14 protein-coding genes and 1 pseudogene are annotated in these 13,536 nt (G+C 65.2%); all 15 read right to left on the reverse strand.

Going from position 1 to position 13,536, the window contains the following annotated elements; genetic code table 11:
• Positions 1–4: 4 nt before the first annotated feature.
• Positions 5–775: an SDR family NAD(P)-dependent oxidoreductase gene (locus H2509_RS07835; protein ID WP_182164045.1), complete on the reverse strand. Its 771-nt coding sequence runs from the start codon at positions 773–775 to the stop codon at positions 5–7.
• A 75-nt stretch (positions 776–850) separates the two neighbouring features.
• On the reverse strand, positions 851–1,351 hold the full coding sequence (locus tag H2509_RS07840; RefSeq protein WP_182164055.1) for an RNA pyrophosphohydrolase: 501 nt from the start codon (positions 1,349–1,351) through the stop codon (positions 851–853).
• 42 nt (positions 1,352–1,393) lie between these two features.
• Entirely contained in the window at positions 1,394–2,575 is a 1,182-nt protein-coding gene (locus tag H2509_RS07845; RefSeq protein ID WP_182164057.1) for a divergent polysaccharide deacetylase family protein, read from the reverse strand.
• 287 nt (positions 2,576–2,862) lie between these two features.
• Positions 2,863–4,203: a S41 family peptidase gene (locus H2509_RS07850; RefSeq protein ID WP_182164059.1), complete on the reverse strand. Its 1,341-nt coding sequence runs from the start codon at positions 4,201–4,203 to the stop codon at positions 2,863–2,865.
• Complete coding sequence (locus H2509_RS07855; RefSeq protein WP_209001864.1) at positions 4,200–5,576, reverse strand: murein hydrolase activator EnvC family protein; 1,377 nt, start codon at positions 5,574–5,576, stop codon at positions 4,200–4,202. Before H2509_RS07855 ends, H2509_RS07850 begins: the two co-directional genes overlap by 4 nt.
• 218 nt (positions 5,577–5,794) lie before the next feature.
• A complete protein-coding gene (gene rlmH, locus H2509_RS07860; protein WP_182164061.1) occupies positions 5,795–6,277 on the reverse strand; it encodes a 23S rRNA (pseudouridine(1915)-N(3))-methyltransferase RlmH in 483 nt (160 codons plus the stop codon).
• A gap of 253 nt (positions 6,278–6,530) precedes the next feature.
• Complete coding sequence (rsfS, locus tag H2509_RS07865; RefSeq protein ID WP_182164062.1) at positions 6,531–6,941, reverse strand: ribosome silencing factor; 411 nt, start codon at positions 6,939–6,941, stop codon at positions 6,531–6,533.
• Between the two features lie 172 nt (positions 6,942–7,113).
• On the reverse strand, positions 7,114–7,740 hold the full coding sequence (locus tag H2509_RS07870; RefSeq protein ID WP_182164064.1) for a nicotinate-nucleotide adenylyltransferase: 627 nt from the start codon (positions 7,738–7,740) through the stop codon (positions 7,114–7,116).
• 10 nt (positions 7,741–7,750) lie between these two features.
• Positions 7,751–9,067, reverse strand: coding sequence for a glutamate-5-semialdehyde dehydrogenase (locus tag H2509_RS07875; RefSeq protein WP_182164066.1), 1,317 nt, complete (start codon positions 9,065–9,067; stop codon positions 7,751–7,753).
• Positions 9,068–9,112: 45 nt separating this feature from the next.
• Positions 9,113–10,273 carry a glutamate 5-kinase gene (gene proB, locus H2509_RS07880; RefSeq protein WP_209001865.1) on the reverse strand — a complete coding sequence of 387 codons (1,161 nt, stop codon included), beginning with the start codon at positions 10,271–10,273 and terminating at the stop codon, positions 9,113–9,115.
• 10 nt (positions 10,274–10,283) lie between these two features.
• Positions 10,284–11,327, reverse strand: coding sequence for a GTPase ObgE (gene obgE / locus H2509_RS07885; RefSeq protein ID WP_182164068.1), 1,044 nt, complete (start codon positions 11,325–11,327; stop codon positions 10,284–10,286).
• The gene (locus H2509_RS07890; RefSeq protein ID WP_182164070.1) at positions 11,324–11,896 is read right to left on the reverse strand and encodes a GNAT family N-acetyltransferase; all 573 of its coding nucleotides are present in this window, start codon (positions 11,894–11,896) and stop codon (positions 11,324–11,326) included. The genes obgE and H2509_RS07890 overlap by 4 nt, the downstream gene beginning before the upstream one ends.
• 4 nt (positions 11,897–11,900) lie before the next feature.
• Positions 11,901–12,548: a GNAT family N-acetyltransferase gene (locus H2509_RS07895; RefSeq protein WP_182164072.1), complete on the reverse strand. Its 648-nt coding sequence runs from the start codon at positions 12,546–12,548 to the stop codon at positions 11,901–11,903.
• A gap of 135 nt (positions 12,549–12,683) precedes the next feature.
• Positions 12,684–12,953, reverse strand: coding sequence for a 50S ribosomal protein L27 (rpmA, locus tag H2509_RS07900; protein WP_182164074.1), 270 nt, complete (start codon positions 12,951–12,953; stop codon positions 12,684–12,686).
• A gap of 106 nt (positions 12,954–13,059) precedes the next feature.
• Positions 13,060–13,495 (reverse strand): annotated as a pseudogene (gene rplU / locus H2509_RS07905) (50S ribosomal protein L21); the annotation flags it as partial.
• Positions 13,496–13,536 lie beyond the last annotated feature (41 nt).

Raw genomic sequence — 13,536 nt, forward strand, 5'->3', positions numbered from 1 at the left:
TGGGTCAGAGCGAGGAAACGAGATGGCCGCCATCGACGGGTATGGCCGCCCCGGTCATGAAGCGCGAGGCATCCGTGGCCAGCAGAAGGAAGGGGCCGTCCAGTTCGTCCATCGCGCCGATCCTGCGCATCGGGATACGCTTGATCATCGTCTCGCCCGCCGGCGTTTCAAAGAAACCGGCATTGATCTCCGTTGCGAAGTAGCCGGGCTCGATCGCATTGACGCGGATGTCGTGGCGGGCAAGTTCCAGGGCCAGCGCCTTGGTCATTTGCACCACGCCGGCCTTGGAGACCGCATAGGCGGCAACCGCCTTGGCGACCCTTTCGCTGAGGATCGAGGCGATGTTGATGATCGAGCCGGGCGTGCCGCTTGCCCGCCAGTGCCGGCCGGCGGCGGTCGCCATCAGCCAGACGCCCCTGAGGTTCACGTCGAGAACCGCGTCGAAATCCTCGGCATTCTGGTCGAGCGCCATGGCATCGCGCGCTACGCCGGCATTGTTGACCAGCACGTCGAGCCCGTCGAAGGCCGCAACGACCCCGGACAGGCACGCTTCGACCGATTCTTCCTCGCTCACGTCGAGAAAGCTCACCAGCGCGCGTTCGGCGCCGAGGTCCAGAAGCTCCTTCGCCAGTTCCTCCAGCTTGTCCTGCCGGCGGGCGGCGATTGCAACCCTTGCGCCGCAGCGCGCCGAAACGCGTGCCAGATGGGCGCCGATGCCGCCGGACGCGCCGGTGATCAGCACCCGTTTGCCCTTGAGTTTCGCGCCGAGATCCATCGCTCCCAGTCCTCCCTGTTTTGTAGGGAAGATTAGGCTGCGACGGCTCCACGTCAAAAGGAAAGGCGTCGGGCGCTACAGCATGAGGTGGGAAAAGGTGTCGACCACCTGCCGGTAGACGTCGCGCTTGAAGGGGATGACCAGGTCGGGCAACTGGTCGCCATGCTCCCAGCGCCAGTCGACGAATTCGGGCCGATGGCCGTCCGGCGGCTGCAGGATGTCGATCTCGCTCTCGTCGCCGTCGAAGCGGAAGGCATACCATTTCTGCGCCTGGCCGCGATATTTGGACTTGCGCGTGTTCTTCAGGATCTCCGGCGGGAAATCATAGGTGAACCAGTCCGGAGCCTCGCCGATGAGCGAGATCGAACGGATCGAGGTTTCCTCGTAGAGTTCCCTTCTTGCCGCATGATAGGGATCCTCGCCCTCGTCAATGCCGCCCTGGGGCAATTGCCAGGCATAGGCGGCGTCGGCGTCATGCCTGGGATTGCGCTTGCCGATCCACACGAGACGATCGCGGTTAAGCAGCACGATGCCCACGCAAGGGCGATAGGGCAGGGCGGATGCGTCAATCGCCATTGGCTGGAAATCCCCTGATTCGGGCAAAGGTTTTTCGTTGGCCTATCTGACCGAGCGATCGATCGACCCGCTGACCGGAACGAGTTGAAGCCCGCGTTCCTCAAGGTCCCTCGACCATTTGACGAGTTCATCCACGGTGACAGGAAGCGCGGAAGCGGAGCCGACGGCAATGCCTTGCGCGCGGGCGATGCCTTCAAGCTGCAGCAGGCGGGAGGTGATGTCGGCCGCCCTTGGCACCTCGTCGATCACCACGTCCACCCGCGAATAGGGCGTGCGCGCCCCGCTGGCCACCTCGTTGGCGAGGCTGCGCGAGGACGATCCGTCGTCCACATACATGAGCCCGCGCCGGGTCACCTCCTTGAGGAAGCGCTCCAGCGGCTCGCGCGTGGCGGTGAAGCGTGCGCCCATATAGTTGATCACGCCGACATAGTTGGTCATCCGCCCGAGAAGCCAGTCGATGCGCTTGGCCGTTTCCTGGCCCGTGAGAGTAACGAGCAGCGTGTGCGGTCCCGGATCGTTGTCGGGATAGTCGAACGGCTCCAGCGGCACCTGCAGCAGCAGCTCGTGACCCTTCCGCCGCGCCTGCTGCATCCAGCGGTCGAGGCTGCCGCCGTAAGGTGCGAAGGCGAGCGTCATTTCGGAGGGGAGCTTGGCGATCGCCGACTGGGTGCCGGACTGGGAAAGCCCGAGGCCGGTGACGATGATGGCTATGCGCGGAATATTCGGGAACGTCGTGTCGACCGGCCGCGCATAGATGTCGAGCGGGCGCAATCCGTTGTCGGCAACCTTGGGCAGGGAGCCGAAGGGACCTTCCTCCTGAACGCGCGCATCGGGCCTGATCGACAATGTGACGGGCGAGGAGGCGGGTGCGTCGGCCGTTTGCTGCGACCGGGCCTGCTCCTGGGGCGCAGGCTCGAAACGGGGACCGAGCGTCGCTTCGTCCGCCGCCTTCTTGCCGTCCGCGTCTTCCCCGCCTTCGATGGTGTCGCCTTCGGCTCCGACGTTGGCAACGCCGATATCGCGCGCCGACAGACCCTCGACCGTACGCTCCAGGCGAACCACGGCCGTCGGCTCTCCGCCCAGCGGGTCGTCGACGACGCCGATCCAGACGAGGGCCGTGGTCACGATAATTGCGATGAGCCCGGCCCCTACCAGGCCGAGGGGAAGGCTCAGCAGCTTGCGCTTGCCAAGCCCGAGCGGTGCGGACAGATCATTTGCCGCCATGTCCGGTCAAATCGCCTCCAGATCAAACCGAGACCCTATCAACAGCTGCGAGGCAAGCCGTCTTCTCGGCGGCGCCTTGCCCATTCGTCCTGCGACCTGCCACTCCGCGCCGCCAGTTGCCGCATCTGCGCGCGCGGGAAGCATCGTCGCCCCGGCACTCTCGCATTTGCGGCGTGATTCGGCCACCCCTGCGCAAATTCCTGCGGAAAATGCGTCCTCCCAAACGAAAGATGCGCGGGCTCTGCCCGCGCATCCATATTCGGTAATCCGGCGTGCGATCCAGCCGATCAGTTGGGAACGGCTGCCTTCTTGTCGCCGATCGGCGGGAAGGCGGTATTCGCCTGCACACCGCGCAGCAGGTCGAGCGCGAATTTCAGCTGCTTGTCGTCCTTGGGATCCGGCGGCACGTAGGCCTGGCTGCCCGAGCCCTCGTTCTCCGCGCCGTCCTCGGATTCAAGGTGACCGCGCAAGCCGGCTTCGCCCGTCGTCTCGGCCTTGCCCTTCAGTTCCTCGGGCAGTTCCTGCAGCGATTCGATGTCCGGCGTAATGCCTTTCGCCTGGATCGATGTGCCCGACGGCGTGTAGTAGCGCGCCGTGGTCAGGCGGATGGCGCCATTCGCGCCAAGCGGAATGATGGTCTGCACCGAACCCTTGCCGAAGGAGCGCGTGCCGAGCACCGTCGCGCGGCGATGATCCTGCAATGCGCCGGCCACGATCTCGGACGCGGAGGCCGAACCGCCATTGACGAGGATGATGACCGGAGCGCCGCTCGACAGGTCGCCGGCCCGGGCATTGTAGCGCTGGGTCTCGTCGGCATTCCGGCCGCGCGTCGAAACGATCTCGCCGCGGTCGAGGAAAGCATCGGAGACGGCGATCGCCTGATCCAGCAGGCCGCCGGGATTGTTCCTCAGATCGAGGATGAAGCCCTTGAGCTTGTCCTTGCCGATCTTCTTGGAAAGGGTCTCCAGTCCGTCCTTCAGGCCGTCGAAGGTCTGCTCGTTGAACTGGGTGATGCGGATATAGCCGACGTCGTCTTCTTCGCGATAGCGAACCGACTTGATGCGGATCACGTCGCGCGTGATGGAGATCTTCATCGGCTCCGCGACGCCTTCGCGGCGGATCGTCAGCTCGATGTCGGTGTTCACGGCACCGCGCATCTTCTCCACCGCCTCGTTCAGCGTCAGGCCCTGGACCTGCTCGCCGTCGAGATGGGTGATGAGGTCGCCGGCGCGCACTCCGGCGCGGAAGGCGGGCGTGTCGTCGATGGGCGTGACGACCTTGACGAGGCCGTCTTCCATGGTGACTTCGATGCCCAGGCCGCCGAACTCGCCCCGCGTCTGCACCTGCATGTCGCGGAAGCTCTTCGGCGACATGTAGCTGGAGTGCGGATCGAGCGAAGACAGCATGCCGTTGATCGCGGACTCGATCAGCTTGGCGTCGTCCGGCGTTTCGACGTAGTCGGAACGCACGCGCTCGAAGACGTCGCCGAACAGATTGAGCTGCCGGTACGTGTCGGAGGCCGCGGCATTCGCCACGCCGCTCACGCGAACCGGAACCTGGGAAAGGGTCGTCACGGCGGTGGCGCCCATGACAATACCCGCCAACAGCAGCGTAGCTTTCCGAATCATCCGCGAACCTTTTCATCTTCGGCCCGATCCCACCAGGGTGAGGGATCGATCGCGATGCCGTCTTTTCTGAATTCAACGTAGAGAACCGGGAGTGTCGCGGCAAGGTCGAGCGTCGCTGCACTTGCGAGCTGTGTCGATCCCATAGCGGCTACCGGTTCACCGGCGAGAACGAACTGTCCCAACTCCACGTCGATCCGGTCCAAACCTGCGAGTAGAACATGATATCCATCGCCGGCGTTCAGGATCAAGAGTTGTCCATAGGAACGGAACGGGCCCGCATAGACAACCCAGCCGTCCGTGGGCGCCGTGACCTGCGCCGAAGGACGGGTGGAGATTGACTGACCTTCCGTAGAGCCGCCAAAGCCGTCGTCTTCGCCAAAGCGGCGAAGGGTCGATCCGGCCACCGGCAGCGGAAGCTTTCCCTTTGTGTTCACAAATGCGACAGCAGGCGCCAAACGGCCCGGATCGGCAAAGGGATCACCCTCCGCCACCTTCCTGTCACGCTCGGCCTGGCGCTCCGAATCGGCCTTGCGCGCGGCCTCGGCCGCCTTGCGGGCGCTCTCGATCTCCTGCTCCAGCGACGCGATCAGGTCCTTCAGCGACGACGCCTTGCCGGCCAGTTCCTCGGCGCGGGTCTTTTCCCTGTCGAGTTCGGCCTGGTTCTCGTCGCGTTGCCGTTTCTTGGAGGCGATGATCAGTTCCACGCGCTTGCGTTCCTCCGCCAGCCGTCCCGCATCGGCCTGCAGGCGGTCGCGTTCGGAAGCGATCGAATTCTTGAGCCGACGCAATTCGGCGAGGTCGCTTGCCAGTGCCTGGGCCTCGATATGGATCTCCGGCATCACGGCATTGAGAAGCAGGGCGCCGCGCACCGCGCCCAACGCGTCTTCCGGCCTGACGGCAAGGGCGGGCGGCGGCCGGCGACCAATGCGCTGCAGGGCGGAAAGAACCTCCGCCAGCACATCCTGTCGTTCGGCGAGCGATTGTCTCACCCTGTCCTCATTGGTTACCAGGCGGCGCAGCCGGGTTTCGGTCGCCGCCAGCTGATCCTCCAGCCCCTTGATCCGCTGCGCCGTGCGCAGAAGATCGAGATTGAGGGCCTCATGGTCCCGGTCGATCGTGCGGATCTCCCGGGCAATCGCCGCCTGTCTCTCGGCGGAAAGCTCGATGTCGCGCGTCAGCGCGGCCAGTTCCTCTTCGCGCTCCGCCTTCCGTTCGTCAGGCGCCTGTGAGGCGGTATCGACCCCGGCGCCCTGTTCGGCCGGTGGCACGGCCGTCTCGCCATGCGCCGGCAACACGAAGGCGAGCACTCCAAGCGCTGCCGCAACGCCCAGCAGACGGGCCTTCCACGAATGCGGCGCCTTGCCTGTCTTCACCCTTCACAGAACCCCTGAATGCAGCGGGCGGCCTGCGTCACGGCGCCCTCCATCATTCAGTGAGGATGACCGCAGTGCCTTAACGAACAGTCAACCATGTTGCCCGGCGGTGCGCGCTAAAGGGCAAGCAAGATACGCGACGGCAAAATCGCTATTGGAAAAATGCGGCAGAATACAGGCGTCCCCTGTCGGGCCGGCATCAGGGACAAGGCCTATCCTCAGACTCGATGGTAGGGGTGCCCGGTGAGGATCGTAAGCGCGCGGTAGACCTGCTCGGCGACAAGGGCGCGAACGATCTGGTGCGGCCAGGTCATCGGTCCGAAGGCCAGTGTCAGGTCCGCCCGCGAAAGCATCGCCGCCCCATGGCCGTCCGGCCCGCCGACGACGAAGGCGACTGCGGGCGTCCCGTTGTTGCGCCAGCCGTCGAGACGTTCCGCAAAGGCTTCGCTGCTGAAGGTGCGGCCGTTTTCGTCGAGTGCGACGATCAGGGCTGCGTCGGGAAGCGCGGACAGAAGGGCCGCCGCTTCCTCTTCCTTGCGCTCCTCCGCCCGCGAGGCGCGGCTTTCGGGCAGCTCGATCTCCTGCACATGGGTAATGCCGAGGGATCGTCCGGTCTTGCCGATGCGGTCAAAATAGCGGGCGAAAAGTTCCCGCTCGGCCCCCGCCTTCATCCGGCCGATCGCGGCGAAATACACGCGCATGCGCTCTGCTACCGATTGGACCGACAAGGTCGCGTTATCCGGGCGTGCCAGGTTTCCGGCGATGTTGGGCCGGACCAGAGCGCTTTCGCGACAAGAAATCGCTCCAGGATCAACACTTTGAGCATATCCTCGTCGCCAAATCCGATTCAGATTTGGCGGGATATGCTTGGCGCACAAACCCATTCCCGCCCCGCGGGATGGGGCGCATCGTGGCCATCAGACCATCACCTGCCGGGAAGGAAAACCCGCCCGGTCAGCCCGAATATTTCGTCGGGGCGGTCATGTCCGCTGCCCACATCTTCTCCAGGTTATAGAACCCCCGGACTTCCGGACGGAAGATATGGACGACGACATCGCCGGCATCGATCAGCACCCAGTCGCAGGTCGGCAGACCCTCGACGCGGGCATTGCCGTGGCCTGCGTCCTTGAGGTCGCGAAGCAGGTGATCGGCGATGGCGCCGACATGACGATGCGAACGGCCCGACGCGACGATCATGTGATCCGCGATGGCCGACTTGCCCGTGATGTCGATGGAAGTGATGTCCTCGGACTTGGAGTCTTCGAGACTGGCGAGGACGATATCAAGCAGGTTACCACGCTTCGGCGCGGCCACCGCTTCGATCTGAGGAGCGGCGCTGGCCGTCCCCTCGGGTTCAAAGGTCATACTCAGACGTTTTGCCTTTCGTCATGGTTATCCGGAACGCACCAGACGTTCCGCGTCGTAGATGGATGGAGAAAAACCGCAGCGTCGCCGGCCGTTCCCCGACTGCTCTACACCCTTTAAGATATGCCATCGCCCTTGTCATTTTCAAGACGGGGCGTTCTTTCCCCGTTCCTCAGTGGCCTTCGCGCAACTTGGTCGAAGAGGAGGGATCGAGGCGGGTGGTGACGAAGGTCCAGGCAGGCGGGCGAAGGAAGGGCAGCAGATCCGCGTCGCTCTCCTCTATCCTCGCCCCGGCGTAAGTCTGCGCGGCAGGGGCGGAAAGCGCCGCCATCGATGCGCCCGGACGATCGACCACCAGCATGGGTACGCCTTCGGCAATCGACTTCCAGCGTTGCCAGCGATGGAAGGAGGCGAGGCTGTCGGCGCCCATGATCCAGACGAAACGCAATGCCGGCCGCAGGCGCCTGAGGGTCGCGATCACGCTTGCCGTATAGCTGGTGCCAAGGGTCGCCTCGAAAGCCGTCACCCGCATTCGCGGATGGGCGGCAAGGCGCGCTACCGCATCGATCCGGCTTTCCAACGGTGCCAGATTGCCATGATCCTTCAACGGGTTGCCGGGTGTCACCAGCCACCAGACCTGGTCGAGGCCGGCGCGCTTCAGCGCGGTTTCGGCAACCTGCCGATGACCGGAATGGGGCGGATTGAACGACCCGCCGAACAGGCCGATGCGATTGCCGGCCTCCGCATGCGGCAGGCGCAGCCATGTCTCCGGCAAGCGGATATTCGGCGGGCTTTTCATCGTTGCCGCATCAGGGGCGCATCTGCCCGCTGCCGCGCACGCGGTACTTGAAGCTCGTCAGCTGCTCGAGGCCTACGGGCCCGCGCGCATGCATGCGGCCCGTCGCGATGCCGATCTCGCCGCCCATGCCGAATTCGCCGCCATCGGCGAACTGGGTGGAGGCGTTGTGCAGCAGGATCGCGCTGTCCACGTTCTGGAAGAAGGATTCGGCCGCCTTCGGATCGTCGGTGACGATGCCGTCGGTGTGATGCGAACCATAGGTCTCGATGTGGTCGATCGCGGTGTCGAGGCCGTCGACGACCCGCACCGCAAGGATCGCGTCGAGATATTCCGTGCGCCAGTCGTCCTCGCTGGCAGGCCTGGCTTCCGCCAGACGCGCCCGGACTTCCTCGTCGCCGCGGATTTCGCAGCCGCGATCCATCAGCGCCTTGCAGATCGGCACGAGATGCGTATCGGCCACCGACCGGTCGACCAGCAGCGTCTCCAGCGCGCCGCAAACGCCGGTGCGCCGCATCTTGGCGTTGGCGGTCACGTCGATCGCCATGTCGAGATCCGCCGCCTTGTCGATGAAGAGGTGGCAGATGCCTTCCAGATGGGCGAAGACGGGGACGCGGGCTTCCGCCTGCACCCGGGCGACCAGGCTCTTGCCGCCGCGCGGGATGATCACGTCGATGGTGCCGTCGAGGCCTTTCAGCATTTCGCCCACCGCGGCGCGGTCCGCGACCGGCACGATCTGGATCGCCTCTTTCGGCAGGCCGGCGGCGACAAGGCCACGCTCAAGTGCGGCATGGATCGCACGGTTGGAATGGAACGTGTCCGACCCGCCGCGCAGGATCACCGCATTGCCGGCCTTCAGGCAAAGCGCACCGGCATCCGCCGTGACGTTCGGTCGGCTTTCGTAGATGACGCCGACGACGCCGAGCGGCGTCCGCACCCGCTCGATATGCAGGCCGTTCGGCCGGTCCCATTCGGCGATGACCTGACCGACCGGATCGGGAAGGTTGCCGATGTCCTCGAGGCTCTTCGCGATCGCCTCGATCCGCTCTTCCGTCAGCGTGCCCCGGTCGAGATAGGCGGCGGTCTGGCCGTTCGCCTTCATGGCCTCGATGTCGCGGGCGTTGGCGGCAAGGATTTCGGGCGTCGCGGCACGGATGGCATCGGCCATGGCCTGGAGGGCCGCGTTCTTCTGCGCCGTCGTCGCGGTGGCGAGCTTGCGCGCCGCCTTGCGGGCACTGGTACCGAGGACGCGCATCGTTGCGGCGATATCCTGCGGCGCGGCTGCCGTTCCGCCTGCTGCCACGGTCTCTTGCGTCGCCTTGTTGAGCATCCGTCCTCGCCCCTTCTTCCTTGCGGACCGCTGCCGGTCAATTCCTCACTTTACAGCATCGCCTGCGCCCTGGAACGCGCCGTTCAGGACAAGATCATCGCGATGGATCATTTCCGCCCGGCCGGGATAGCCCAGGATCGCCTCGATCTCGCGGCTGTTGCGCCCGAGGATCAGGCTGGCATCGGGATAGTCGTAGGCGACGAGGCCGCGTCCGACATCGTTGCCGGCCTCGTCGACAAGGCGCACCGCGTCGCCCCGGGCGAAGCTGCCCTCGATCGCCCGCACGCCGGCCGGCAGCAGGCTCTTGCCGGAGGCCAATGCCCGCACGGCCCCGCTATCGAGACGCAGGGTGCCGCGCGGCTCCAGATGGCCGCCGATCCAGGCCTTGCGCGCCGAGCCCGGCGTGGACGCGGCCATGAACCAGGTTGCCCGCGCGCCGTTATCGATCGCCGACAGCGGGTTTTGCCGCTTGCCGCTGGCTATCGCCATCACCGTGCCGGCACCCGTGGCGATCTTCGCCGCCTCGATCTTCGTCTTCATGCCGCCGCGCGACAGTTCCGAGCCGGCAGCGCCCGCCATGCCTTCGATCTCGGCCGTGACGACCGGCACGAGCGGCAGGAACACGGCGTCGGGATTGGTGGCCGGCGGCGCCGTATAGAGCCCGTCGATATCGGAGAGCAGCACGAGGCAGTCGGCGCTGACCATGGTGGCGACGCGGGCCGCCAGCCGGTCGTTGTCGCCGTAGCGGATCTCGGAGGTCGCCACCGTGTCGTTCTCGTTGACGATCGGCACGGCACCGAGCTTCAGCAGCGTCGAAACGGTCTCGCGGGCGTTGAGATAGCGGCGGCGTTCCTCCGTGTCGCCGAGCGTCAACAGGATCTGCCCTGCACTGAGGCCTCGCGCGCCGAGGATTTCCGAATAGGCATGGGCGAGCGCGATCTGGCCGACGGAGGCCGCCGCCTGCGCCTGCTCCAGGCGAAGCGGTCCGCGCGGCAGCTTCAGCACGCCGCGCCCCAGCGCGATGGCGCCGGAGGAAACGACAATCAGCTCGGCCCCGCCGGCCGCGAGCGCCTTGAGGTCGTCCGCCAGGGCCTCCAGCCAGCCGCGTTTCAGCCGGCCGTCCTCGACAAGGAGCGCGGAGCCGATCTTGACGACGATGCGCTTGAAATCGGCAAGCCGATGCTTGGGGTTGGCGGTGGCCATCATGGCGGCGATCTCAGGGGTGCCAGGGTTCTTCGGCAGGGCCGGGAATGCTGTTTGCTTCTTCCTCGCGGTCGCGGTCGATCGCGCGGATCATCATCCTGAGCGTCCGGTCGATATTTTCCCGGCTGGCGGCGGACAGGACGAGCGGGGGATGCCCGCAGGCTTCCTCAAGCGCTTTCGCCTTCTCCTCGCGCTCCTCGGGCAGAAGCGAATCCGCCTTGGACAGCGCGACGATCTCGGGCTTCTCGTCGAGGCCGTGGCCATAGGCCTCCAGCTCGCCGCGCACGACACGATAGGCTTCGGCGGGGTCTTCCTGCGTGCCGTCCACCAGATGCAGCAGCACGCGGGTGCGCTCGACATGGCCGAGGAAGCGGTCGCCGAGGCCCACTCCCTCATGCGCGCCCTCGATCAGGCCGGGAATATCGGCGAGCACAAAGCCGCGCCCGTCGATCTCCACCACCCCCAGATTGGGATGAAGGGTGGTGAAGGGATAGTCGGCGATCTTCGGTTTGGCGGCGGAAACGGAAGCAAGGAAGGTCGACTTGCCGGCATTGGGCAGCCCGACGAGGCCGGCATCGGCGATAAGCTTCAGCCTGAGCCAGATCCATTTCTCCTCTCCCGGCAGACCGGGATTGGCATGGCGCGGCGCCTGGTTGGTCGAGGACTTGAAATGGGCGTTGCCGAAACCGCCATTGCCGCCTTTCAGCAGCAGCACGCGCTGACCCGGCTCCGTCAGGTCCGCGATCAGCGTTTCGTTGTCCTCTTCCAGGATCTGCGTGCCGACGGGTACGCGCAGCACCACGTCGTCGCCCTTGGGGCCGCTGCAGTTGCGGCCCATGCCGTGTGTGCCGGGGCGTGCCTTGAAATGCTGCTGGTAACGGTAGTCGATCAGCGTATTCAGGCCGTCGACGCATTCGGCATAGACATCGCCGCCGCGACCGCCGTCGCCGCCGTCCGGGCCGCCGAATTCAATGAATTTCTCCCGGCGAAACGAGACGCTGCCGGCGCCGCCGTCGCCGGATCTCACGTAGATCTTCGCCTGGTCGAGGAACTTCATCCTATCAGCTCTTTCCCGGCCTGCCCGCCGGCAACGGCCTGTGTCGTCGTCAAAAACGCATTGCGCTGCAGGCGAAGCTGCAGCGAGGGGAGGGCCGCGCCCCTTGCCCGGCTGTCGCAGCTGCCCTCGCCGTCATCCGCAAAGCCCAGCTTGCGCAGCACCGCGATCGACGCCGGATTGTCCCGCATGGCTTCGGCGACAACGCTGGTCACGTCATGGACGGAAAACAACCATGTCAGCGCCGCATGCGCAGCCTCGCTCATGTAGCCCATGCCCCAGTAGGGCCGGCCAAGCCAATAGCCGATCCTTGGGCTCTCCCGCAACCGGCGAAACGATACCGCGCCGATCAACCCATTGCCGTCGTCGATGGCAAAGGAACGCTCCTCGTCTCCGGCAACTTCCCCGCAATGGGCGATCCAGTCTTCCGCGTGGTCGCGTTCATAGGGGTGAGGGACGACCGCGAGCATCTTGGAGACCTCGTAGTCGCCCGCCAGTTCCACAAGCCGGTCGATGTCGCCTTCATCCGGCGCACGCAATACCAGCCTTGCCGTCTTCAGGATCTCTGCCACCACGTCACTCCCTGATTGCCAGCGCCGGAAATCGGCTGCGCGCCAGCCTGTTCCGCGCTCCCCACCTCTTCAAGGCGTCCCAGGTGCCGCGGTCCAGACAAAACCGCTCCACCGGCACGCTGCCGCCGGCCCCCTTCGAGACCAGCATGCTCTGATCGCGATACTGGAAGCCGCTCTTGACCAGAACCCGGCGCGACGGCGGGTTGATCACCCGCACATTGGCATCCAGCCGCGCGATGGGCGTCGCCTCGAAGACGTGGTCGACCAGCGTCTGCACCGCTTCGGTGGCATAGCCCTGGCCCTGGAACGGCTCGCCGATCCAGTAACCGATCTGTACCGGGCCGCCGGCCTCGAAGGAACCGAACCCGACCGAGCCGATGAAACGGCCGGTGGACTTCAGCCGCACGGCGAACGTCGCCCGCTCCGTGCCGTTGTTTTCGGCCCGTGCCACCATCCTGCGCGCATCCTCCAGCGTGAAGGGGTGGGGCATCGTTGCCAGCATGGCCGCAACGCGGCGGTTGTTGGCGAGAAACACGATATCTGCAAGGTCGTCCTTGCGCGGCAGATCGAGCTTCAACCGCGCCGTCTCCTGCGGCAACAAGGCCGCATCGTGACTGCTTTCGTCTGAAAATTCCTCTAGATCGGCAACCATGTTGTCCTCCCGGCGGATCAACAAAAAAATCAGGGGAGATGGCGCCCCATCTCCCCTGATCTCTTTCGATCTTGCCGGTTTCCTGAACCGTCCGGGTCGATGGGACGCCGGCGGTTCATGAAGGACACGTCGGCGTTACTCCGCGGCTTCTACTGCCGGGACTACGTTAATGAAGGTTCGGCCATTTGCTTTCTGACGGAAGACCACCTTGCCTTCCTCAACGGCGAAGATCGTATGATCCTTGCCCATGCCGACCCCGGTTCCCGGATGCCATTTGGTGCCGCGCTGGCGCGCGATGATGTTGCCCGGGATCACGGCTTCGCCGCCGAACTTCTTGATGCCAAGGCGGCGTCCCGCGGAATCGCGGCCGTTACGGGACGAACCACCAGCCTTTTTATGTGCCATGACGAAACTCCTCGTCCGATTTCTTCAACCTGAGGCCATCCGGGTCCGATGCGGGCCGCTGGAGGCTCATGTAATCCAGTATTTGTCCGACACCGACCCCGACATCGCTTTCGATCCGGGACCGGGCCGATTCAGGCGTTGCGCGCCGGCCTTCAGGCCTGCTCTGCGTCAGCCGCCTCGGTTTCCTTGGCCTTGGCGGCCTTCTTGGTCTTCTTCGCGGGCTTGGAGCCGGCAGCCAGGATATCGGTGATCCGGACCAGCGTGAAAGCCTGGCGATGACCATTGCGGCGACGCGAATTCTGGCGGCGACGCTTCTTGAATACGATGACCTTGCGGTTGCGGCCCTGTTCGACGACTTCGCCGACCACGGTCGCGCCTTCAACGGTCGGGGCACCCACGACGGTCTCAGCGCCGTTGCCGAGCACGAGAACCTGGTCGAAGGTAACGGTTTCGCCGGCTTCCACCGGCAGCTTCTCGACCTTCACGAGGTCGTCAGCGGCAACATGGTACTGCTTGCCGCCGGTCTTGATCACTGCGAACATGTCGCGCACGTCCTTCTTTTCATTCTTCATGGTCCCCGCCA

Source organism: Stappia albiluteola (genome assembly GCF_014050225.1).
In the GTDB taxonomy this organism is placed as follows: Bacteria; Pseudomonadota; Alphaproteobacteria; order Rhizobiales; family Stappiaceae; genus Hongsoonwoonella; species Hongsoonwoonella albiluteola.